Annotated in this window: 19 protein-coding genes; 14 read left to right on the top strand and 5 right to left on the bottom strand. The window is 66.5% G+C overall.

Going from position 1 to position 21166, the window contains the following annotated elements; genetic code table 11:
• Positions 1–98: 98 nt before the first annotated feature.
• Entirely contained in the window at positions 99–797 is a 699-nt protein-coding gene (locus ACFFUC_RS16100) for a cupin domain-containing protein (RefSeq protein ID WP_377687872.1), read from the bottom strand.
• A gap of 265 nt (positions 798–1062) precedes the next feature.
• Here ACFFUC_RS16100 and ACFFUC_RS16105 point away from each other — a divergent pair, with 265 nt between their 5' ends.
• The 3 genes from ACFFUC_RS16105 (at position 1063) to ACFFUC_RS16115 (ending at position 5079) form a co-directional block, all read left to right on the top strand.
• Positions 1063–2139, top strand: a complete 1077-nt coding sequence (locus ACFFUC_RS16105; RefSeq protein WP_377687873.1) for an ABC transporter ATP-binding protein — start codon at positions 1063–1065, stop codon at positions 2137–2139.
• Positions 2140–2306: 167 nt separating this feature from the next.
• Positions 2307–3332, top strand: coding sequence for a Fe(3+) ABC transporter substrate-binding protein (locus ACFFUC_RS16110; RefSeq protein WP_377687874.1), 1026 nt, complete (start codon positions 2307–2309; stop codon positions 3330–3332).
• A gap of 61 nt (positions 3333–3393) precedes the next feature.
• A complete protein-coding gene (locus ACFFUC_RS16115; RefSeq protein WP_377687875.1) occupies positions 3394–5079 on the top strand; it encodes an ABC transporter permease in 1686 nt (561 codons plus the stop codon).
• Positions 5080–5114: 35 nt separating this feature from the next.
• On the opposite strand, the gene ACFFUC_RS16120 is transcribed toward ACFFUC_RS16115, so the two are convergent.
• Entirely contained in the window at positions 5115–5861 is a 747-nt protein-coding gene (locus ACFFUC_RS16120; protein ID WP_377687877.1) for an SDR family oxidoreductase, read from the bottom strand.
• Positions 5862–6017: 156 nt separating this feature from the next.
• Between ACFFUC_RS16120 and ACFFUC_RS16125 the strand changes: the two genes are divergently transcribed.
• Positions 6018–6986 carry a LysR family transcriptional regulator gene (locus tag ACFFUC_RS16125; protein ID WP_377687878.1) on the top strand — a complete coding sequence of 323 codons (969 nt, stop codon included), beginning with the start codon at positions 6018–6020 and terminating at the stop codon, positions 6984–6986.
• On the opposite strand, the gene ACFFUC_RS16130 is transcribed toward ACFFUC_RS16125, so the two are convergent.
• Complete coding sequence (locus tag ACFFUC_RS16130; RefSeq protein ID WP_377687879.1) at positions 6945–7703, bottom strand: IclR family transcriptional regulator domain-containing protein; 759 nt, start codon at positions 7701–7703, stop codon at positions 6945–6947. The two genes, ACFFUC_RS16125 and ACFFUC_RS16130, sit on opposite strands and share 42 nt — an antisense overlap.
• A gap of 107 nt (positions 7704–7810) precedes the next feature.
• On the opposite strand from ACFFUC_RS16130, the gene ACFFUC_RS16135 reads away from it, so the two are divergent.
• The 4 genes from ACFFUC_RS16135 to ACFFUC_RS16150 all read left to right on the top strand — a co-directional run bounded on the left by ACFFUC_RS16135 (position 7811) and on the right by ACFFUC_RS16150 (position 11341).
• Positions 7811–8545 carry a 3-oxoacid CoA-transferase subunit A gene (locus ACFFUC_RS16135; protein WP_377687880.1) on the top strand — a complete coding sequence of 245 codons (735 nt, stop codon included), beginning with the start codon at positions 7811–7813 and terminating at the stop codon, positions 8543–8545.
• Complete coding sequence (locus ACFFUC_RS16140) at positions 8542–9213, top strand: 3-oxoacid CoA-transferase subunit B (protein ID WP_377687881.1); 672 nt, start codon at positions 8542–8544, stop codon at positions 9211–9213. The genes ACFFUC_RS16135 and ACFFUC_RS16140 overlap by 4 nt, the downstream gene beginning before the upstream one ends.
• Before the next feature lie 2 nt (positions 9214–9215).
• Entirely contained in the window at positions 9216–10418 is a 1203-nt protein-coding gene (gene pcaF / locus ACFFUC_RS16145; protein ID WP_377687882.1) for a 3-oxoadipyl-CoA thiolase, read from the top strand.
• A gap of 305 nt (positions 10419–10723) precedes the next feature.
• Complete coding sequence (locus ACFFUC_RS16150) at positions 10724–11341, top strand: NUDIX domain-containing protein (RefSeq protein ID WP_377687883.1); 618 nt, start codon at positions 10724–10726, stop codon at positions 11339–11341.
• On the opposite strand, the gene qhpG is transcribed toward ACFFUC_RS16150, so the two are convergent.
• On the bottom strand, positions 11338–12675 hold the full coding sequence (gene qhpG, locus ACFFUC_RS16155; protein WP_377687885.1) for a flavin-dependent monooxygenase QhpG: 1338 nt from the start codon (positions 12673–12675) through the stop codon (positions 11338–11340). The two genes, ACFFUC_RS16150 and qhpG, sit on opposite strands and share 4 nt — an antisense overlap.
• 305 nt (positions 12676–12980) lie before the next feature.
• Here qhpG and peaA point away from each other — a divergent pair, with 305 nt between their 5' ends.
• The 6 genes from peaA to ACFFUC_RS16185 are packed head-to-tail and all read left to right on the top strand — an operon-like array spanning position 12981 to position 20026.
• Positions 12981–14528 (top strand): quinohemoprotein amine dehydrogenase subunit alpha, encoded by a 1548-nt coding sequence (gene peaA, locus ACFFUC_RS16160; RefSeq protein ID WP_377687887.1) that lies wholly within the window; start codon positions 12981–12983, stop codon positions 14526–14528.
• 13 nt (positions 14529–14541) lie between these two features.
• Positions 14542–16062: a quinohemoprotein amine dehydrogenase maturation protein gene (gene peaB, locus ACFFUC_RS16165; protein ID WP_377687888.1), complete on the top strand. Its 1521-nt coding sequence runs from the start codon at positions 14542–14544 to the stop codon at positions 16060–16062.
• Positions 16059–16385: a quinohemoprotein amine dehydrogenase subunit gamma gene (qhpC, locus tag ACFFUC_RS16170; protein WP_377687889.1), complete on the top strand. Its 327-nt coding sequence runs from the start codon at positions 16059–16061 to the stop codon at positions 16383–16385. Before peaB ends, qhpC begins: the two co-directional genes overlap by 4 nt.
• Before the next feature lie 4 nt (positions 16386–16389).
• The gene (peaD, locus tag ACFFUC_RS16175) at positions 16390–17478 is read left to right on the top strand and encodes a quinohemoprotein amine dehydrogenase subunit beta (protein WP_377687890.1); all 1089 of its coding nucleotides are present in this window, start codon (positions 16390–16392) and stop codon (positions 17476–17478) included.
• Between the two features lie 2 nt (positions 17479–17480).
• A complete protein-coding gene (gene qhpE, locus ACFFUC_RS16180; RefSeq protein WP_377687892.1) occupies positions 17481–18251 on the top strand; it encodes a subtilisin-like serine protease QhpE in 771 nt (256 codons plus the stop codon).
• An 8-nt stretch (positions 18252–18259) separates the two neighbouring features.
• The gene (locus ACFFUC_RS16185) at positions 18260–20026 is read left to right on the top strand and encodes an ABC transporter transmembrane domain-containing protein (protein WP_377687893.1); all 1767 of its coding nucleotides are present in this window, start codon (positions 18260–18262) and stop codon (positions 20024–20026) included.
• Here the strand turns inward: ACFFUC_RS16185 and qhpR are convergent.
• Entirely contained in the window at positions 19930–20895 is a 966-nt protein-coding gene (gene qhpR, locus ACFFUC_RS16190) for an AraC-like transcriptional regulator QhpR (protein WP_377687894.1), read from the bottom strand. The genes ACFFUC_RS16185 and qhpR overlap by 97 nt on opposite strands.
• Positions 20896–21166: the final 271 nt, after the last annotated feature.

A 21166-nucleotide genomic window follows, 5' to 3' on the forward strand; every position in this document is an offset into this window, starting at 1 on the left:
AATGCGGTCGGAAATCGCCAACGACTTCGTCCGCGTGCAGGCAAAATCCTGCGCGCGGTTTCATGCGGCAATGGGGCTTGAGGGGCTGCGAAAGGGGCCTAGGTCCCGGGCAGGGTCAGTACATCGGGATGCAGCAGCGCGCCGTCCTTGATCCAGATCGAGACGCCCTCTGGTCCCGCAACCGCGCTCAGGGGTTGGCCTGCGGGCAGGCGGCCCCAGCTTTGCGGGCGCAGGGTCTCGTTCCCGCCAAGCGCGCCTCTGACGGTGGCGCCGCCTGTGATGACGATGAATTCCAGCCCGCGCGGATTGTCGATCGCGATGTCGGCCCCTGCGGCCCAATCGCCGATGCGGACCTCTTCGGCCCCGTCGGCAAAGAGGCGGCGCAGGCGGGTCTCGCCCGAACGGGGCGCGAGCTCCTCGCCCTCGCCGGGTTGGCGCACGATCTGGACCGCATCGCCCGCGCGATATTGCCAGAGCCGCACGAAGATCACGCAGCCGTCTTCGGCCGCAGGCACATGGCCGGTGCCGGGCGGATTGCGGAAATAGCTGCCCGCCGGATAGTCTCCGTGCTCGTCCTGAAAGGTGCCTTCGAGGACGAGGATCTCCTCGCCGCCCGAATGGATATGGCGCGGAAAGCTGCTGCCGGGGGCATAGCGCACGATCGAGGTGGCGCGGGCAACCTCGTCCCCGATCCGGAAGAGCATCCGCCTGTCGACCCCTGCCGCAGGGCTGGGGATCCAGTCGAGCGCCGCGCCCTGGACCAGAACCGGCCGGTCGAAATCGTCATTGATGCGCATGGTCGCTCTTTCCGTGCGGGGCGGCACAAGCCGGATGGTTGTCGTCGGCCATCATCATACCCACCTTTGCGGCTTGCCGCGAGCGCGACTTTCGGGCGCGACAGGCTTGGGCGCGCGCGGCAAGCAGTGACTGGACGGGGGCCATGCTTCCCCAGTATGGAACAAAAACACTCGGCTTCACCGCCGCAGGCCCGAGGGCAGGCGGCAGGCGGTCGACCGGACGGGCCGTCGCGGCCGGAGCTATGGGGTAACGAGGATGGCAGACATGTCCGAAGCCGGTCGCATCGCCTTGGAAATCGACGGCCTCGTGCGCCGGTTCGGCGCGCGCGAGGTTCTCTCCGACATCACCTTGGCTGTGCCCGAAGGCAAGATCACCTGCCTGCTGGGGGAATCGGGCTCTGGGAAATCGACGCTTTTGCGCCTGCTCGCGGGGGTCGATGCGCCGGATGGCGGCCGCATCCGCATGGGCGGTCGGGAGATCGTCGGGCCGCGTACCTTCATCGAGCCCGAAGACCGCGCCATCGGCTTCATGTTTCAGGATTACGCGCTGTTTCCGCATCTGAGCGTGGACGACAACCTCGCCTTCGGCCTGCGCCACCTGTCGCGCGCCGAGCGCGATGCCCGCGTTGCCGAAGTCGCCGAGCGCATCAGCATCGGCCATTTGCGCGGCCGTTTCCCGCATTCGCTTTCGGGGGGCGAGCAGCAGCGCGTGGCCCTTGCCCGCGCCATGGCGCCCAAGCCCGCGATCCTGCTGATGGACGAGCCTTTCTCCAATCTCGATCAGGGCCTGCGCGAGAAGGTCCGGCGCGAGACCGTCCAGACCCTGCGCGCGCTTGGCGCGACCGCGATCATCGTCACCCATGATCCGCAAGAGGCTCTGGCGGTCGGCGATCTCATCGTGCTGATGCGCGAGGGTACCATCGAGCAGGTCGCGAGCCCTTTCGCGATCTACGACAACCCCGTCTCGCCCTATGCCGCCGAATTCATGGGGCCGTGCAACCGGCTGACGGGGATCTGGTCGCAGGGGATGCTCGAAACCCCGATCGGGGCCTTTCCGGGCAATCTCGACCTGCCGGACGGGACGCTCGCTTTGGCCTGCATCCGCCCGCAAGCGCTGTCGATCGAGCCGGATGGGGCGGGGATTTCGGCGCGGGTGCTGGGGAAAACCTTCATCGGCGAGAGCGAGCAGATCGACATTCAGGTCCATCCGCTCGGCGCGCCCCTGCGCATGCACAGCCATTTCCGCATCCCGATGGAGGTCGGCGCGCGCGTCAGCCTGCGGCTGAACGGGGCGCAGGTCCATGTCTTTGCCGATCCGGCCCAGCCGCGGCCCGAAGGCTGATCGCCGCAATCCGTCGCGGGCCGCGCATCCGCTTGGCCAAAGGGCGCGACAGGCGGGTTTCGGGATGCGACATTTTGTCCCAGAACGGTCAATCTTGATTAAAGCTCTAAGATATAAGAGCATCACGTCCAAGTAAAATTGTCACCCATCCCCTCAGAGGTTTCCTCATGATCTTCGATCGCAATCTGTCGCGTCTTCTTCTGGCCGGCGCCGTCATGGCCGGTTCCGCCGGTAGTCTCGCCGCGCAAGAGCTGAACCTCTATACCTCGCGCGAGCCGGGTCTGGTCGAGCCGCTGCTCGAAGCCTTCACCACCAAGACCGGCGTCAAGGTGAATACCGTCTTCCTCAAGGATGGTCTGGCGGAGCGTGTCGCTTCGGAAGGCGCAAGCTCGCCCGCCGATGTGTTGATGGCGGTCGATGTCGGCAATCTGGTCGATCTGGTCGAAAAGGGCCTGACCCAGCCGGTCGAATCCGAGGCGCTCAGCGCGGCTGTTCCGGAAAACCTGCGCGATCCGGGCAACCAGTGGTTCGCTTTGTCGATGCGCGCCCGCGTCGTCTATGCGGCCAAGGATCTCGATCTGGACGCGATCACCTATGAAGAGCTGGCCGATCCGAAATGGAAGGGCAAAGTCTGCATCCGTTCGGGCCAGCACCCCTATAACACCGGCCTGATCTCGGCCTTCCTCACGCATCACGACGCGGCCCAGACCGAGGAATGGCTGACCGGCCTCAAGGCCAATCTCGCGCGTCAGGCGGGTGGCGGCGACCGCGACGGTGCCAAGGACATCCTCGGCGGCATCTGCGATATCGCTGTTGCGAACTCCTATTACGTCGGGCTGATGCGCTCGGGCAAAGGCGGCGACGAACAGCGCGCATGGGGCGATGCGATCAAGGTCGTTCTGCCGACCTTCGCCGACGGCGGCACCCATGTGAACATCTCGGGCGCGGCCGTTGCCAAGAATGCACCCAACCGCGATCAGGCCGTCCAGTTGATCGAATATCTGGCATCGGACGAGGCGCAGAAGATCTACGGCGAGGCGAATTTCGAATATCCGGTCAACCCGAATGCCGAAATCGACCCGATCGTCGCTTCCTTCGGCACGCTGAAGATCGACAGCACCCCGTTGACCGAGATCGTCAAGAACCGCAAGGAAGCCAGCGAGCTGGTCGACAAAGTTGGCTTCGACAACTGATTACGGCGGATAACGTCGGAGGCGGTGCCGCGAGGTGCCGCCTTTCTGCATTCGGGCGATGATGTCTCAGAGCGAAATTTCCGCGGCCAGCGCCGCCCGTTCCAAACCCTTCCGCAGCCGCGGAAGGGTTTGGCTGTTTGCGAGCTTCGTGATCGCGGCGCTGGTCATGGTGCCGGTCGCGGCGCTGCTGTGGCAGGCGCTTCAGGGCTCGGCGGGGCTCTGGTCGCATCTCGCGCGCTTTGTGCTTCCCCATGCGCTGTCCCAGACCGCGATCCTCATGGCGGGAGTGGGGGTTTTGGTCGCCGCGATCGGGACGGGGGCGGCATGGCTGGTCACGGCCTATGATTTCAAGGGCAAACGGGTGCTCGAATGGGCGCTTTTGCTGCCTTTGGCGGTGCCGACCTATATCGTGGCCTATGCCTATCTCGACCTGCTGCACCCGCTTGGGCCGGTGCAGTCGGGGGTGCGCGCGGTTTTGGGTTACGACAGCCCGCGCCAGTTCCGCCTGCCCGACATCCGCTCGATGAGCGGGGCGATCATCCTGCTCAGCCTCGTGCTTTACCCCTATGTCTACCTGCCGGTCCGCGCGATGTTCATGACGCAGGCCGCCAATCTGGTCGAGGTCGCGCGCACTTTGGGCATCCGCCGCCGCGCGATCTTTTGGCGCGTGGCCATGCCGCTTGCGCGCCCCGCCGTCGCGGTCGGGGTCAGCCTTGCCCTGATGGAGACGCTCAACGACATCGGCGCCTCCGAATTTCTCGGCGTGCGCTCGCTGACGGTGTCGATCTATACCACCTGGGTCACGCGTTCGGATCTGCCGGGCGCGGCGCAAATCGCGCTGGCGATGATCGTGCTGGTGATCGCGCTGGTCTCGCTCGAGCGGTGGGCGCGCCGGCGCCAGCGCTACAGCATCACCGCGCAGCGTGCCCGCAGCTTCGCGCCAAAGCCGCTCAAGGGCAAAGCCGCCGCTCTGGCGCTGGTCCTCGGGCTTCTGCCCGTGGTTTTCGGCTTTCTGCTGCCCGCCGGCTATCTCGCGGTCGAGGCATGGAAGCGGTTCCAGTTCGCGGGCCTCTCGGGGAAATTGCTGATCGAGGCGCGCAATACCTTCACCCTCTCGGCGTTGGCGACGGTCGCGGTGCTGGTCTGCGGGCTGGTCGTAGCCTTTGCCGCGCGCTCCTATCCGCAGCGGGGAATGCAGGCGGTCTCGCGCATCTCGACGCTCGGCTATGCCATGCCGGGGACGGTGCTGGCGCTCGGCATCCTGATCGCCACGGCGGGTTTCGACCGCTTTCTCGACGCGCAGGCGCGGGAATGGCTGGGCGTCTCGACCGGCCTTTTGCTGATCGGCTCGGGGGCGGCTTTGGGCTATGCCTATCTCGCGCGGTTCCTCGCGATTTCGGTCGGCTCGGTCGAGGCGGGTCTGACCCGCATCCCGCGCAGCTACGATCAGGCCGCGCGCACGCTCGGCCACAGCCTGACGGGCACCTTCCGCCACGTCCATCTGCCGCTGTCCAAGGCGGCGATCGCGGCGGCGGGGCTGCTGGTTTTCGTCGATTGCATGAAGGAATTGTCGGCGACGCTGCTGCTGCGCCCGCTCAATTTCGAGACGCTGGCCACCCATCTTTACGGCGAGGCCGCGCGCGGCACCTATGAGGAGGCCTCGATTGCCGCGCTGGCGATTGTCGTCGTGGGCATTCTGCCGGTGATCCTGCTGGCGCGGATCGGGCGCAACGAGCAGCAGGGCTAGGGGGCCGAAGCCCCCGTTCCATCCGCTGTTCCGCCTCAGATCAGTCCGATCTTGCGGCGCAGATCCTCGTCGCGCAGCGAGGTCTCGCGCCCGGCATAATCCGCCCCGCCGTCGCCGCAGAGCCAGACGATCGCCTGCGCCGGCCATTCGGGCGGGACGTGATCGGACCATTCGAGCTGGCTGACCGGATTGACCCCCGTCGCCTTGATCACGCGCTGCATATCGGTCGCAACCGTGCCGGGCGAGAGCGAGAGGATGCGCAGCCCCTTCGAGGCCGCCTCGAGATGGGCGCTCTGGCTCAGCATCCATGCGCCCGCCTTCGAGGAACAATAGGCCGACCACCCCTCGTAGGGATTATGGGCCGCGCCCGAACTCACCGTCAGGATCGTGCCTTCTCCGCGCGCGATCATGCCGGGCATCGCTGCGCGCATCCCGTTGAAAACGCCGATGAAATTGACGGAGACCGCGCGGACGAAAGCCTCGGGATCGGTTTCGGACAAAAGCGAGACCGGCTCGATCATGCCGGCGTTGTTGACGAGAACCGCCAGCGGACCGAAGGCCGCCTCGGCTTCGGCAACCGCTTTGGCGAGCGCCGCACCATCGGCCACGTCACAGGGCAATGCCAGCCCGCCGGTCTCGGCCGCCAAAGCCTCCAGCGCGGCCTTGTCGCGCGATATCAGCCCGAGTTTGGCACCTTTGGCGGCAAAAGCGCGGGCAGTCGCCGCGCCGATTCCGCGCGCCGCACCCGTAATGACCACCAGTTTCCCTGCAAATTCAGACATGACCGCATCCTCTTTTGGCGTTTCGGCCGCAGGATGGGGGGGCGGGGGGCAAAGGGCCAGCGCAAAATGCGCAAGCGGTACAGCATGGCATTCGGGTGGCGCGGAGCGCTTGCGCCGCGCCGCAATTCGGTCACAGTTGCGAAAAAGGATGGGGCGATGACCTTTGAACAGCTGCGCATTTTCCTGATGGTCGCCGAACTCGAACATGTCACCGAGGCGGCGCGGCGTCTCAATCTGACGCAATCGGCGGTGAGCGGCGCGATTGCGACGCTGGAAAACACCCATCAGGTGGCGCTGTTCGACCGCGTCGGGCGCGGCATCCGGCTGACCGAGGCGGGGCGTATCCTGCAAGAGAAAGCGCGCGGGATTCTGGCAGGCGTTCAGGATGCGGAAACCACGCTCGGCGATCTCTCGGGACTTCGGATTGGGGCGCTGCGCATCTTTGCCAGCCAGACGGTCGCGAGCCATTGGCTGCCCCGTTTCGTTATGGAATACAAAGCCTTGCATCCCGCGATCGATCTCGACATCGCGGTCGGAAACACCAGCCAATGTCTCGATGCCGTCCAGCGTGGCGCCTGTGATCTGGGCTTTGTCGAGGGCGAGGTCGAAAGCCGTTTGAGCGGGCCCGAGGCCGCGCGGATCGCGGTTTCGGCGGTCGCGCAGGACCAGCTCGTCCTGATCGCCGCCCCCACGCATCCCTGGGCCGTCCGTCCGCCCGCGCGTCTGCGTCAGGGCTTTGCCGCGCAGCTGTGGGTCATGCGCGAGAGCGGCTCGGGGACACGCTCGAGCTTCGAGGACCAGCTGCGCCGCATGGGCGGCGATCCGGCCGCGCTGCGCGTGATGATGGAGTTTTCGACCAACGAGGCGGTCTGTTCGGCGGTCGAACACAGCCCCTGTCTGGGGGTCGTGCCGCGTCTGGTCGCGGGTCCGCTGATCGAGGCGGGCCGTCTGGTCGCGCTGCCCTTTACCCTCGATGCGCGCCCGTTTTTGCAGCTGCGCCATCTCGAGCGCCACTTTTCCCGCGCGGCGCGCGCCTTTGCCGATCTGGTGGCGGGGCACGCGGGCGCGGAAGGCTCCGGTGGCTCAGTGGATGATGCGCCGCAGCCCGTCCTGCACGCCGAGTAGCGCGGGCAGATAATCGACGACCAGTCGCGCCGGCATATCCGCCGTTTTCGCGACGCCGGTGTTCAGGGCCGCGACCACGCGGCCATGCCCGTCGTAAAGTGGGACCGCCAGCGAACACAGGCCCAGCTCGATCTCCTGATCGATGACGGCATAACCGTCGTGGCGTATCTGCCGCAGCCGCGCGAAGATCTCTTCCGGCATGGTCAGGCTGAAGGGCGTGCGCGGCGACAGGTCCGAGCGCTCGACCAGCGCGCGGGCTTCCGGCTCGGGCAGGGCGGCCAGCAGCACCCGCCCCATCGAGGAGCAATGTGCCGGAAGCCGCGAGCCGGGCAAAAGCCCGATCGACATGACTTTGCGCTGCGCCGCGCGGGCGAGATAGACGATCTCGGTCTCGTCGCGGATCGACACCGACACCGATTGCCCGATCCGTTCGGACAGCTGGTCGAGCCAGGGCTGCACCATCTGCGCCAAAGGCAGTGCGGCCAAAGCCCCCATGCCGAGCCGCAAAACCCGCGGCGTCAGCGTGAAGTATTTGCCGTCGTAATCGGCATAGCCGAGGCTGTGCAGCGTCAGCAGGCAGCGCCGCGCCGTGGCGCGGTCAAGGCCGGTCGCCTCGGCCACATCCGCAATCGCGAGGCGCGGCGATTCGGCGCGAAAGGCCTCGATCACGGCCAGACCCTTGCCCAAAGAGGCGATAAAATCGGTTTTGTTCACCATGCGCACAAATTTACCCGCCAGTTGAACAAAGTTCAAGATGCGCACAAACCGGCTTCGCCTTGCCCGCCGGAAGGCGCAAGATCGCGCCAACAGTGACGGAGGACAGAATGGACAAGCGCATTGCCTCGCTGCAGGAGGCCGTTGCCGGCATCCCTGACGGGGCCACGGTAATGATCGGCGGATTTGGCGGCTCGGGCGCGCCGATCGAGCTGATCCATGCCCTGATCGACCGCTTTCTCGCGACCGGCAGCCCCAAGGCGCTGACCGTGATCAACAACAACGCCGGCAACGGTCACGTCGGCATTGCCGCGCTGATCGAGCAGGGCATGGTCGCCAAGATGATCTGCTCTTTCCCGCGTTCGGCCGATCCGGTGGTCTTCACCACGAAATATCTGGCCGGCGAGATCGCGCTTGAACTGGTGCCGCAGGGCACTTTGGCCGAGCGTATCCGCGCAGGCGGCGCGGGCATTCCCGCTTTCTATACGCCGACCTCTTTCGGGACCGATCTGGCCAAGGGCAAGCCCGTCGCCGAATTCGAGGGGCGTTCCTATGTGCAGGAGCGCTGGCTCAAGGCCGATTTCGCGCTGCTCAAGGCAGAGCTCGGCGATGCCCACGGCAACCTGACCTTCCGCATGGCCGCGCGCAATTTCGCGCCGATCATGGCGATGGCGGCCGCGCGCACCGTGGTTCAGGTCAGCCGCGCCGTCGAGGCGGGCATGATCGAGCCCGAAAGCGTCATCACGCCGGGCATCTTCGTCGATGCGATCATCGAAGTCTCCGATCCCGCGCAGGAAGAGGCCCTCAACCGCGCCAATGCCAGCTATCCGGAGGTGCAGGCATGACCATCAAACTCGGCAATGCGCAGATCGCGTGGCGCGCGGCGCAAGACATTCAGGACGGCGCTTACGTCAATCTCGGGATCGGCTTTCCCGAAATGGTCGCGAAATTCCAGCCCAAGGGCCGCGAGGCGGTTTTCCACACCGAAAACGGCGTTTTGGGCTTTGGCGAGGCCCCTGCGGCGGGCACCGAGGACTGGGATCTGATCAACGCGGGCAAAAAGGCGATCACGCTCAAGCCCGGCGCGTCGTTTTTCCATCATGCCGACAGTTTCGCGATGGTGCGGGGCGGGCATCTCGATGTGGCGATCCTCGGGGCCTATCAGGTCGCGCAGAATGGTGACCTCGCGAATTGGTCGGTTGGACCCAAAGGCGTGCCTGCAGTCGGCGGCGCGATGGATCTGGTTCATGGCGCGAAACGCGTCGCGGTGATCACCGATCACGTCACCAAGGACGGCAAGCCGAAACTGCTAAAGGCCTGTACGCTGCCCCTCACGGGCGTGGCCTGCGTCACGCGCGTCTATACCTCGCTTGCGGTCATCGACATCGAGGGCGGCCGCTTCGTTCTGCGCGAGAAACTGCCCTCGATCTCCTTCGACGACCTGCAAGCCCTGACCGGCGCCCCGCTCCATCTGGACGGGCCGGTTGCCGATCTCATTGTGCCGGAGCTTTGACCATGCGCGACGTTTTCATTTGCGATTATATCCGGACCCCGATCGGGCGTTTCGGCGGGGCTTTGTCGGGCGTGCGCGCCGATGATCTGGGGGCGATCCCCCTGCGCGCGCTGATGGCGCGCCACGCGGGTCTTGATTGGGAGGCCGTCGACGACGTGATCTTCGGTTGCGCCAATCAGGCGGGCGAGGACAACCGCAACATCGCGCGGATGTCGAGCCTTCTGGCGGGGCTGCCGGTTTCGGTTTCGGGCACCACGATCAACCGGCTGTGCGGCTCGGGGATGGATGCGATCATCATGGCGGCGCGCGCGATCAAGGCGGGCGAGGCCGAGCTGATGATCGCGGGCGGCGCGGAATCGATGTCGCGCGCGCCTTTCGTCATGCCCAAGGCCGAAAGCGCCTTTTCGCGCGCGGCGGAAATCCACGACACCACCATCGGCTGGCGCTTCGTCAATCCGCTGATGAAGGCGCAATACGGCGTTGATTCCATGCCGGAAACCGCCGAAAACGTGGCCGAGGATTTCGCAATCTCGCGCGAGGATCAGGACGCATTCGCGCTGCGCAGTCAGGACAAGGCGGCTGCTGCCCAAGCCAATGGCCGCTTGGCGCGAGAGATCACGCCGGTCACCATTTCCCAACGCAAGGGCGACCCCCAGATCGTCGATCGCGACGAACATCCGCGCCCGACGACGATCGAGGTTCTCGCCGGTCTCAAAGCGCCTTTCCGCAAGGGTGGTTCCGTCACGGCGGGCAATGCGTCAGGCGTCAATGACGGCGCGGCCGCGCTGATCATCGCCAGCGCCGAGGCGGTCAAACGCCACGGGCTCAACCCGATCGCGCGCATCCTTGGCGGGGCGACGGCGGGTGTCGAGCCGCGCATCATGGGGATCGGCCCTGCGCCGGCCTCGGAAAAGCTGATGGCGCGTCTGGGCCTGACGCCGGCCGATTTCGACGTGATCGAGCTGAACGAGGCCTTTGCGAGCCAAGGTCTGGCCACTCTGCGCCGTCTGGGCATTGCCGATGACGATGCCCGCGTGAACCGCAACGGCGGCGCGATCGCGCTTGGCCATCCGCTCGGCATGTCGGGGGCGCGCATCACCGGCTCCGCCGCGCTCGAACTGGTGGAGACCGGCGGAAAACGCGCGCTGGCCACCATGTGCATCGGCGTCGGCCAAGGCATCGCCATCGCGATCGAGCGCGTCTGATCCGCAACCGCTTTCCCGACCGGCACCGCCTCCCCGCGCGCCGGTCGGGCTCGGGTCTTTGCGTGCAAGGACCCTGCGGGGGCCGCGCGCCTCCGCCGAAGACCGGCCCCCATCCCCCGCGCTGCATTTCGGGGATGGGGCCGCGCCGCGATCCCTTCGGGCAAAGCGGGTGGGGGCACAGTGGGGGCGGCTCTTGACCTCGGCCGGTTTCGCGTCACAACTCGGCGCAGGCGCCCGCATCCTGTCGCGGGCCCGCTTTACCTCCCGTTCATTCCCGCCCCCTTTATTCGCTGCCGAGATCGCCCATGACCGCCCCGTTCGAGATGCGTTTTTGTCCCAATTGCGCCCATAAACTGGCCCTGATCACCCTTCACGAGGACAGCGGCCCGACCGAGCGCCTGCGTTGCGCCAATTGCGGCTGGACCCATTGGGGCAATCCGACGCCGGTTCTGGCGGCGGTTCTGGAGAACGACCAAGGCGAGGTCCTGATCGCGCGCAACGCGCTTTGGGAAGAAGGTGTGTTCGGCCTGATCACCGGCTTCATGGAGGCGGGCGAATCCCCCGAGGCGGGGGTTTGCCGCGAGGCATTCGAGGAAACCGGCCTGCGCACCAAGGCATTGCGCGTTCTGGGATCGTGGGAATTCCTGCGGATGAATCAGGTGATTGTCGCCTATCACCTGCGCGTCGAGGGTGAGGTCCGTCTTTCCCCCGAGCTGGTCGAATACCGTTGGGAAAAGGCATCCGAGGTCAAATGCTGGCCCTCGGGGACGGGTTACGCCTTGGCGCATTGGGTCAAATCCAAAGGGTTCGAGCCGCGTTTCGACGGCTTCCGCCCCGGTCAGGACCCGACGCCGGATCCGGCGAAATGGCCGCCGAAACTCTGGGCCGAGGATCCGCGTTTCGAGATCGCGCCGGAGATTTAGGACGGGTTTTCAACCCTTTGGTGCGGGCTCGTCCTTTCGCTTTCGATGGCCGCCAAGAGCGCCTCTGCCTGCGGTCCGAAACGCTGGCGCAAAGCCTCGGGGCCTGCTTGCGCCAGACGGTAGATCTCGGGTGCGGGCAGGCGGCCGAACCAGCCTATTCCCGCGGGCGAGCACGGGGTCTTGAGCACTTCGCGCTCGGTGATCAGCCCGTTATCGATGACAAGCGCCTGCGCAACGGCAAAGCCCTCGCGGCTTTCGTGGGCGGGCAGGCTGTCGGGCAAGGCGCGGCGCGCGGCCCAAAAGGGCTGGCCGGAGAACCGCGTTTCGAGCGCCAGAAAATCGCGCCCGACCCGTGCCATGCGCCATGCGGTTTCCGCTGCCCGTTCGCGCAGGTAGCGCAGGCAGCGATCCTCTGATGCCGGATCGGCGGTCAGGGTGCGGCGCGCGGCGGCCGCGGCCAGCGCGCTCGATACCGCCCAGAACTGGCCATGCCCCGACAAAGGATCCATTGCCGCAAAGGCATCGCCCACCGGCAGACAGCGCAGATCGGTCACCGGCGCGGGCAGTCGCGGCGCCGCCTCGCGGGCGATCAAGGGACCGGCAAGGCGCAGCGTCGGCGCGGGCGCGCATCTTGTGCCCGCAGTAATTGCGGCGACGAGGCGCGCGGGGGCGGGTTCGGGGTCGGCCGCATCGCCGAGAAACTGCGCCCAGATCCTGCCGTCTGGCAAGGCCACGCGCCAGAGCCAGCCCTGAGGCAAAGCGCAAAGCGCGATCCCCGCTTCAACCCCCGAAACATCGCCCTCGAGCCAGCCGCAAAGCGCCACGGTCGCAGGCATGCGGCCAAGGCTGGCCGCGCCGGAGGCCATGCGCGGCGCACTCCGGCCGCGCGCGTCGATGATCCAGTCGGGGAAGACGCGGCGCCCGTCGGAAAGAAGAACCGACCGCTTTGCACTCTCGCCACTGCCGACGATCCGTCCGGTTCCTGTCACGCGCCGCGCGCCCCGCGCTTCGGCCAGCGCACAAAGATGGGCGTCCAGCGCGGCGCGGTCGACGACGAATTCGCGGTTGCTCCCGCTGATCCCCGCCCAATCGACGCGGCGTGGCAAGGGGCCGGTAATGCCGTCGAACCCGTTCAAAAGGCCTTCACGCGCGAGCCATTGATGGAGGCGCGGGCTTAGCCCTTCGAGCCGTCCGGCGCGCGAAGGAACGGGGGCGGGGCTGACCAGCGTGACGCGCAATCCGTCGCGCAGCCCGAGGATGGCGGACACCGCACCCGCCGGACCGCCGCCCAGAACGACCAGATCGCCCCCCGCCTGTTCCATCGCCCCCACCATCTCTGCCGCCTCCCGCGGTTGCAGGAGCCCCGTCGCTTCGACCGTCGCTTCGACCGCGCTTCGTCCGCGTTTCTGCCGTGTTCCGACCGTCCCGCGTGGCCGTTCCGCTCCAACCTCGGCCAGCCCGCGCGCCTGTGCCTGACATTTGCGGCCAGAGTGGCGCGCCGCGCAAAGCCCTGCGTCAGATTGCCGCAACTTTGGCCGGTAATGACAAGAAAATTCGGCCCCGCCTCGCCTCCCATAGGCAAACAGCAAGTGGCGGGAACCGGAATGGGCCGCCCGCAAGCCAGAGGAAAGCCCGACCGATGACATCTCTCACCCGTCTCGCCCTTGCCTCCAGCTGTGCTTTCGGTTTCGCGACTTTGGCCCTGCCGGCCTTCGCGGTGACCGGCGCAGAGGTTCTGGAAAACACCTGTGCCGCCTGCCATGCGACGGGCGGGGACGGCAAGATCGACCGCATCGATGCGGTGCGCAAAACCCCCGAAGCCTGGGACATGACCGTGGTGCGGATGATGCGCAACCATGAGGTCGCGCTCTCGGACGAGGAGCGTCTGGCGGTGGTGCGCTACCTCTCGGACACGCGCGGCCTGAGCGTCGCCGAGACCGAGGGCCTGCGCTACATCCTCGAACGCGAGCCGGTCGCGAATGATGCGGGCCCCTCGGAGCTGATGACCCAGACCTGCTCGCGCTGCCATTCCTATGCGCGTGTCGCGCTGCAACGCCGCACGCCCGAGGATTGGGAGCATCTGATCAATTTCCATCTCGGCCAGTTTCCGACGCTGGAATATCAGGCTTTGGCGCGCGACCGCGACTGGTGGGGCATCGCCCAGACCGAGATCCACGATTTTCTGAGCGCGACCTATCCTATGGGCGAGGCCCCCGCACCCTATGACGGCGATCTGTCGGGCAGCTACATTTTGGCGGGCCGCCAACCGGGGCAAGGCGATTACACGGGCACGCTGACCATTGCCAAGGCCGATCGCGATTATACGGTCGAGATGGTGCTTTCGGGCGAAGTCGAGCGCCGCTTTACCGGCACCGGCCGCATCATCGGCGCGGGCGAATGGCGTGCGAGCCTGAGCGACGGGACGACCGAGATCCGGCAGGTCTTTGCCCTGAACGAGGACGGCTCGATCACCGGCCGCTGGTTCGACCGTACCTATGACGTGACCGGCGGGCGGATCTCGGCGGTCAAGGCGGGCTCTGCCGCGCAGGTTCTGGCGGTGGTCCCGCCGCGTTTGAAGATCGGCGAGGCGACCGAGGTGCGCATCTCCGGTCCCGCGCTCGGCGACGGGCTTACCCTGCCCGAGGGCGTGACCGGCAGCGTAACCGCCGCCACGCCCGAAGGCATCACGCTGACCCTGACCGCCACCGGCAGCCCGCGCGCGATCGAGCTGGATCTGGGCGTACAGAAGGCCGCGCTTGTGGCCTATGACAGCATCGACCGCATCACCGTCGTCCCCGAGCTCACGCTGGCGCGGATCGGCGGCAACGGCGGCCCGATCCCGAAAACCCCCGCCCAGTTCGAGGCGATGGCCTGGATCAACGGCGCGGACGGTCAGGCCGGCACCGAAGACGATCTCGCGCTCGGCTATCTGCCCGCGAGCTGGCGGCTCGAGAATTTCGACGAGGCGGCGCTTGCGATGGAGGATACCAAATTCGCGGGCACGATCGACGCGCAGGGTCTCTTCATGCCCGCCGATGCAGGTCCCAACCCCGAACGTCCGATGTCGACGAACAACGTCGGCAACCTCAAGGTCGTCGCCGAAGTCGGCGAAGGCGGGCAGGTGCTGAGTGCCGAGGCCCATCTTTACGCGACCGTCCAGCGCTTCGTCGACGCGCCGATCCGGTAAAGGGAGCATTGAAATGGGAGACCTGACCCTCATCCGCCACAACGCCCACCGCGTCGATGTCGACGGCCATGCCATGCTGATGCATGTCCCCTCGACCAGCCTGTTCGAGCTGGACCCGATCGCGCGCGACGTCTTCGACCTGTCGCGCCGTCACGAGCGGTTCAGCGCGGCGATCATGCAGCAGGAGCTGGGCACGCAGCACAGCCCCGATAGCCTTGCCGACTGCATCAAGAGCTTTCTCTCGCTCGATATCCTGCGCGATGCGGCGACGCCCGACATTCCGCGCAAGATCGTCGAAGTGACGGAAATCCCGCTCTCGACCATCATTTTGAACGTCAATACAGGCTGCAATCTGGCCTGCACCTATTGCTACAAGGAAGATCTCGCGATCCCCTCCAAGGGCGAGAAGATGCAGTTCGCGACCGCGAAAGCCTCGTTCGAGCTGCTGCTCAAACAGGGTTATGACCGCGATCGCCTGAATGTGGTCTTTTTCGGCGGCGAGCCCTTGTCGAACATGCCGCTGATCCGCGAGGTCGTGGCCTATGCGGTGCCGCGCGCCGCCGAATTCGGCAAGACGGTCGATTTCTCGCTGACAACCAATGCGACGCTTCTGACCGAGGAAATGGTCGATTGGTTCAACGCCAACAATTTCGCGATCACGGTTTCGATGGACGGGCCCAAGGCGCTGCATGACGCGAACCGCAAGACGGTGGGCGGGCGCGGGACTTATGATGTCGTGGCGCAAAAGGTGCGGATGCTGCTGTCGCGCTATACCGCGCGGCCGGTCGGCGTGCGCGTCACGCTGACGCGCGGCGTGACCGATGTGATCGCGATCCACGATCACCTGAAATACGATCTGGGCTTTCACGAGGTCGGTTTCGGCCCCGCGACCTCTGGCCCGATCGCGGTTTTCAACCTTGATACCGATGCGCTGAAGGCGGTGTTCGAGGATATGAAAACCCTTGGCCGCCGCTATACCGAGGCCGCCTGCCGTGGCGAGAACATCGGCTTTTCCAATATGCACCAGCTGCTGACCGATATCGCGCAGGGCACCAAAAAGGCGGTGCCTTGCGGGGCGGGACTGGGGATGCTGGCGGTCGACAAAGACGGCGATCTGCATCTGTGCCACCGCTTCGTCGGCTCCAACCAGCCGACCTACGGCAATGTCGACAAGGGTATCGACGTGCCCAAACTCGCCGCCTTCATCGAGGGCGCGCAGGACCGCAGCCAGTTCGGCTGCAAGACCTGCCGCATCCGCTCGATCTGCGCGGGGGGGTGCTATCACGAAAGCTATGCGCGCCAAGGCGATCCCTTCGCGCCGGTCTATCACTATTGCGACCTGTTGCGCGACTGGGTGGACTTCGGCCTCGAGGCCTATGTCCGCATCATGCAGGCCAATCCGTCCTTCTTCCGCAACCAGCTGGAACCGCGGATGACGCGACCCAACTCCGGCCCCAGCATCAGCCCCAACTCCGGCCCCAATCCCAGCCCGCGCGCCGCAACCGGCCCAGCCAAGGAGGCTTTTTCCGCATGAAACATCTCACCCCCGCCAATGCGAAGGCCAAAGCCTTTGTCGAAGCCGAGGCCGAGGGCCGCGAGGAAGAGGTCGTCGCGATGAACGCGCTGGTCGGTTGCACGACCTCTTTCGATCCGGGTTGGGAGATCGACGCTTTCGGCGCGGTCGCCAACCTCTGCCAGCCGATGGAGGCCGATCTTTACGGCTGCGCCGATCCCTGCTGGTGGCCCGCGCAGGTCGCGGACACGCTCAACACCTATCCCGACTGGAGCGAGGGTGCCGACAACCTCACGCGCGACTGGCGCAACCTGCAATCGGTTTTCCCCGAGACGAAAGGCTGATGCGATGACGATATCCGGCAAAATCGCGGCGCTGGCCGCCTCTGTCGCGCTGCTTGCGGGGGCCGAGGTCTCGGCGCGCGAATATATCCTTGCGCCCGCACGGCCCAACAAGCTCGTGGTCGTCGATACAGAGAAAATGGCGGTCGAAAAGGTCGTGACCTTGGACGCGGATGCCGGCCCGATGCCGATGACGCCCACCGTCGACCCGACCGGCAAGTTCGCCTTCGTCTCGATCAACAAGACCGAAAGCATCGCCAAGGTCGATCTCGTTTCGGGCGAGACGGTGGCGCGCGTCGACCTCAGCCAACCGGGTTTGCGGGTCAAGAACCTGTTCGGTCTGGCGCTTTCGCCCGACGGCAAGACCGTCGCGGCCTATCAAAGCCCCGTCAAACTCGAAGCCGCCCATTTCGAGGTGCAGCCGACCCAGATCACGCTGTTCAACGCCGCGGATCTGACCCCGATCAAGACCTTTCCCGCGCCGCGCCAGATCACGCTTTTGATGTTTTCGCGCGACGGCACCAAGCTGCACGGCATGGGCCGCAACATGTACACATTCGACGCGACGAGCGGCGAGCAGATCAACGAGCGCACGATTTCGCAGTGGGAATCCGAGACCTACAACATCCCCGACGTGCTCGATGTCTGGAGCCAGCACGAGAATTCCGGCGTCATGGTCACGCCTTTCTACACGACGAAAAAGGCGATGGATCCGGCCGATCCCGAGGCCTACCGCACCGGCCTTCTGACGCTCGACCTCGAAAGCGACGAGATGGTGATGCGCGATGTGCGCACGATGGATGTTTTCTATTTCTCGACCGCCGTCAGCCCGGACAAGACCCGCGCCTATGGCGTCTACAACGTGCTCGAAAGCTTCGATCTGACCAAGGGCGCCTCGATCAAGCGGGTTCCGCTGCCCCACAGCTACTATTCGATCAACGTTTCCAAGGACAACAAGACGATTTTCCTGTCGGGCGCGCTCGGCAATATCGCGGCCTATGATGCCGAAACGCTCGAGCGCAAAGCGGCGGTCGATCTGCCGGACGGGGCCTCGATGTCGCTGTCGAGCGTGCGCATCTTCCATCGGGACGAGTGATCATGGTCGGGGTGGGCGTCATCGACAGCGGTGGCCCTGCCGATGATCCGGCGCAGGATCCGGCACGCGCCCGCGGCTTTTTGCCCGACGGCAGCGCGGTCGAGGCGCGGCCCGACCGGCTCGGCCACGGAACGGCGGTCGCGGCGGTGATCCGCCGCGCCTGTCCGGATGCCGCGATCATCCATGCCCAGATTTTCGACGACCGCCCCGTGACCTCCGCCTTGCGGGTCGCGGCGGCCTTGCGCTGGTTCGCATCCATGCCCGCGGGCGAGCGTCCCGAAGTGATCTGCATGAGCCTCGGCCTGGCTCAGGACCGTCCGCCCCTGCGCGCGGCCTGCGCGCTGACCTTGGAAGCGGGGCTTTTGCTGGTCGCGGCCCATCCCGCTCAGGGCGCGCCCTGCTATCCGGCGGCCTATGCGGGCGTGATCGCGGCAACGGGCGACGCGCGTTGCGGCTGGGACGATCTGTCCGAGCCGCGAACGGGCGTCTTCGGCGCGTGGAATGCCTCGCCCGAAGCGGGAGGCGTCGGCGGTGCCAGCATGGGGGCCGCGCGGGTCGCGGGTCATCTCGCGGCGCGGCTTGCGGCGGGAATGACGGCAGAGGAGGCTTTGGCCGATATGCGCAAGGGCCTGCGCTGGCGCGGGCGCGAATATCGCGGCGGGGCGGGAGGTTTGCCCCAGAGCTGCCGGATCGAAAGCCCGAATGCGGTGGCGCGGCAAGAGCCCGCCGGCCGACGGTTCGCGGCCTCCCCGCCGCCAATCTTGCAGCCATGAGCGTGGCCATGCCCGAACCGCGCCCTGTCCAGCCCGTCCCCGCTTCCCCGCGCCGCGCCGCCTTCGCCGCCCGCCTCGCGCGGGTGATTTTCGGCACGCGCGAGGTCGGCTGGCTTGCACCGGTGCTGGCGCGTGCCTTGCCGGGGATCGGGGCGGTGCTGGCGCTTTCGCTCTTGGCGGCCGCTTTGGGTCTGGCGCTGCCGATGCTGACCAAGCTGGTGATCGACCGCGGCATCATGGCGCGCGACATGGGCCGGCTCGTCCATTATGCGGCGCTGAGTTTCGCCTTGGGTCTGGGCGCGGTCGCCTTGGGGATCGCGAACGGCATGGTTCATCTGCGCGCCTCGGCCGATATGCTGGCCGATCTGCGCCAACGCGCTTTCGACGCCGCGCTCCGCCGCGATCCCGCGCGAAAGGACCTGCCTTTGGGCGAGACGATGGCGCGGCTCGACGGCGACAGCGGCGAAATCCAGCGTTTCGCCTTCGATACGGTGCTGGTCGCGATCGGCGCGTTGTTCCGGCTGGCGGGAGGCGTGGCGCTCATGGCCTGGCTTGACTGGAGGCTGGTGCTTTTGCCGGTGCTCTTGACCCCGATCGAGCTGATCTTCCTGACGCTCGCGCGTCCGCGCACCCAAAGCCTTGCCGGAGAAGTCCGCGACCAGCGCGGCGCCCTGTCCTCGACCCTCGCCGAAACCCTGTCGCTGCGCCAAACCCTCGCGGCGCTTGGCGCGAGCCAAGCCCGACTTGCGCATTTCGGGGAGCAGCAACACAGCCAGATCGCGGGACTGATGCGGCAGCGCCTCTGGGCCGAAACGGTGGGCGCGGTCAGCCAGATCCTCGGCGCGGTGGTGCGGGCGGGCGTTCTGCTGGTCGGCGGCTGGCTGGTCGTGCGCGGCGACTGGCCGCTCGGCACATTGATCGCCTATCTGGCCTATGCCGCGATGATGCAGGGGCCCTTGCGCAACCTTTTGGGCCTTTATCATGCGCAGGCTCGCAGCAAGGTCGCGGTGGCGCGGCTCGATGCGCTTTTCGCCGCGGCACGCGACGAGGAGGGCCCCGCGCCGCCCCGCGCGATGGAGGAGATCACGCTGACCCGCCTGCGGGCGGCGGGGGCACGGCATCAGCCGGTATCGGCGGTGCTGCGGACCGGCAGCCGCGTGCTGCTCGACGGGCCGTCGGGGATCGGCAAGACGCGGCTTGTCGCGACGCTGACGCGGGATGCGCCGGTGGAATGCGGCGCGGCCGAAATCGACGGGCGGGCGGTCGGCGACTTCGGCCCCGCCGCTTTGCGGGGGCTGATCCTCCATCTGCCGCAACGTCCGGGGATCATGCGCGGCACGCTTGGCGAGAACCTGCGCCTTGCCGCGCCTCGTGCCGGCGACGCGGCGCTATGGCAGGCGCTGGAACAGGCCGATCTGGGCGTTTGGGCGCGCAGCCGCGCGGGGTTGGACACGGATCTCGCCGAGACCGGAGCCGATCTGTCGGGCGGGATGCGCCAGCGGATCTCGCTTGCCCGCGCCTTTCTGGCCGAGAGTCCCGTCATGGTCTTCGACGAGAGCTTTTCGGAGATCGACGAGGCCGGCGCGATGCGCATCCTCGCCGCGCTGGAGACACGCTTCCCAGAGCGGCTTTTGATCTTCATCGCCCATAACGGGCCGGTGCGGGGGCTGGATTTCGATCAGCGGATCACGCTTTCCTCGATCGCGCCGCTGCGCCTGAGCTCGCGCGGCGAGACCCCGAACCAGCGCGAAAACGCGCGCGAGAAAGCGGTCTGATCGGAATACCCCAGCGCGAGGGCGATCTCGCTCAACGGGCGCTCGCTGCGCACCAGAAGCGCGAAACCCTGAATGCGGCGGCATTCCTCGAGGATCTCGTGAAAGGGCCGGTCCTCGGCGGCAAGTCCGCGCCTGAGCGAACGGTCCGACAGACCGAGCTGCACCGCAACCGCCTGCTGGTTGATCGCGCTGCGCCCGATCTGGCCAAGGATGGCGCTGCGCACGCGCTCGGACAAAGGCGTCTCGCGGCGCTGCGCGATCATCGCGTTCTCCATCGCGCGCAGGGCGGCTTTTTCCTCGTCGGGCGTGGTTTCGCGGCGGCGCTGCGAAAGGGCGGCAGTGGCAAGGGTGATGCGGTTTTCCTCTTGGCCGAACCGCGCGAGACAGCCCAGATGCTGGCTCAACTGGCGATGCTCGCCCGCGGTCTCGTGCTCGAAACTGACGCCGCGATAGGCGTCGCGGCCGGGGGCGAAGGTCTCGCAAATGCCGCGGATCAGGCCGAGCGACAGTTCCGCATCGGCGCGGCGCGGCCAGATATGGGGGTCGAGGACGCGGTAGCTGATATGGACCTCGTCCTCGTCGACCTCCATCTGGACATCGGTATTGGACTGGATCAGCCCGAAGCCCTGCGCAAAGACGCGCAGCGCCTTGCCGAGCGTGGCCGAAGCGGAAATCGCTTCGCCCAGACAGCCGAGGGCGGCGACCTTGATGCCTTCCCCCATCGACCAGAGCGCCAGAGGATTTTCTGCGGCATTGCGGCTGGCTTCAAGCTGGCCGACGAAAAAATCCAAAGGCACGGCTGCCGAGGATTCTCCTTCCGCGCCAAGCAGCGACGAGACCACCGGCGCACGGATCCATGATGTCTGCATCCCTCAACCCAATCCATCGGCCACCCCGCGCCGCAAGCGGCATTCGGGGCAGGCGTCATCTCCCTGTCACCCCATCATAGCACAGCCCCGCGAAAGGGCGCGGAAAGCTTGGGGACCGCGTTTTTTCCGCGATGTGCCGGCTAATGCGGTGTTATCTTTTTACTCTTTTTTGTCATGATAGGCGCGGGCCGCCGTAGCGACATGACATTTGCGGCCAATTTTCCCCGCCGCCCGCGCCTGCGGCTTTTGTGGCCGCAAATGGCAAGAATCG

The sequence above is a fragment of the Paracoccus cavernae genome (assembly GCF_042430175.1).
Classification (GTDB): Bacteria; Pseudomonadota; Alphaproteobacteria; order Rhodobacterales; family Rhodobacteraceae; genus Paracoccus; species Paracoccus cavernae.

What these genes read in the sequence shown, in the direction of transcription:
- ACFFUC_RS16100 (WP_377687872.1), bottom strand. Translation starts at nt 797, where the DNA reads ATGCGCATCAATGACGATTTCGACCGGCCGGTTCTGGTCCAGGGCGCG.
- ACFFUC_RS16105 (WP_377687873.1), top strand. Translation starts at nt 1,063, where the DNA reads ATGTCCGAAGCCGGTCGCATCGCCTTGGAAATCGACGGCCTCGTGCGC.
- ACFFUC_RS16110 (WP_377687874.1), top strand. Translation starts at nt 2,307, where the DNA reads ATGATCTTCGATCGCAATCTGTCGCGTCTTCTTCTGGCCGGCGCCGTC.
- ACFFUC_RS16115 (WP_377687875.1), top strand. Translation starts at nt 3,394, where the DNA reads ATGTCTCAGAGCGAAATTTCCGCGGCCAGCGCCGCCCGTTCCAAACCC.
- ACFFUC_RS16120 (WP_377687877.1), bottom strand. Translation starts at nt 5,861, where the DNA reads ATGTCTGAATTTGCAGGGAAACTGGTGGTCATTACGGGTGCGGCGCGC.
- ACFFUC_RS16125 (WP_377687878.1), top strand. Translation starts at nt 6,018, where the DNA reads ATGACCTTTGAACAGCTGCGCATTTTCCTGATGGTCGCCGAACTCGAA.
- ACFFUC_RS16130 (WP_377687879.1), bottom strand. Translation starts at nt 7,703, where the DNA reads ATGGTGAACAAAACCGATTTTATCGCCTCTTTGGGCAAGGGTCTGGCC.
- ACFFUC_RS16135 (WP_377687880.1), top strand. Translation starts at nt 7,811, where the DNA reads ATGGACAAGCGCATTGCCTCGCTGCAGGAGGCCGTTGCCGGCATCCCT.
- ACFFUC_RS16140 (WP_377687881.1), top strand. Translation starts at nt 8,542, where the DNA reads ATGACCATCAAACTCGGCAATGCGCAGATCGCGTGGCGCGCGGCGCAA.
- pcaF (WP_377687882.1), top strand. Translation starts at nt 9,216, where the DNA reads ATGCGCGACGTTTTCATTTGCGATTATATCCGGACCCCGATCGGGCGT.
- ACFFUC_RS16150 (WP_377687883.1), top strand. Translation starts at nt 10,724, where the DNA reads ATGACCGCCCCGTTCGAGATGCGTTTTTGTCCCAATTGCGCCCATAAA.
- qhpG (WP_377687885.1), bottom strand. Translation starts at nt 12,675, where the DNA reads ATGGTGGGGGCGATGGAACAGGCGGGGGGCGATCTGGTCGTTCTGGGC.
- peaA (WP_377687887.1), top strand. Translation starts at nt 12,981, where the DNA reads ATGACATCTCTCACCCGTCTCGCCCTTGCCTCCAGCTGTGCTTTCGGT.
- peaB (WP_377687888.1), top strand. Translation starts at nt 14,542, where the DNA reads ATGGGAGACCTGACCCTCATCCGCCACAACGCCCACCGCGTCGATGTC.
- qhpC (WP_377687889.1), top strand. Translation starts at nt 16,059, where the DNA reads ATGAAACATCTCACCCCCGCCAATGCGAAGGCCAAAGCCTTTGTCGAA.
- peaD (WP_377687890.1), top strand. Translation starts at nt 16,390, where the DNA reads ATGACGATATCCGGCAAAATCGCGGCGCTGGCCGCCTCTGTCGCGCTG.
- qhpE (WP_377687892.1), top strand. Translation starts at nt 17,481, where the DNA reads ATGGTCGGGGTGGGCGTCATCGACAGCGGTGGCCCTGCCGATGATCCG.
- ACFFUC_RS16185 (WP_377687893.1), top strand. Translation starts at nt 18,260, where the DNA reads ATGCCCGAACCGCGCCCTGTCCAGCCCGTCCCCGCTTCCCCGCGCCGC.
- qhpR (WP_377687894.1), bottom strand. Translation starts at nt 20,895, where the DNA reads ATGCAGACATCATGGATCCGTGCGCCGGTGGTCTCGTCGCTGCTTGGC.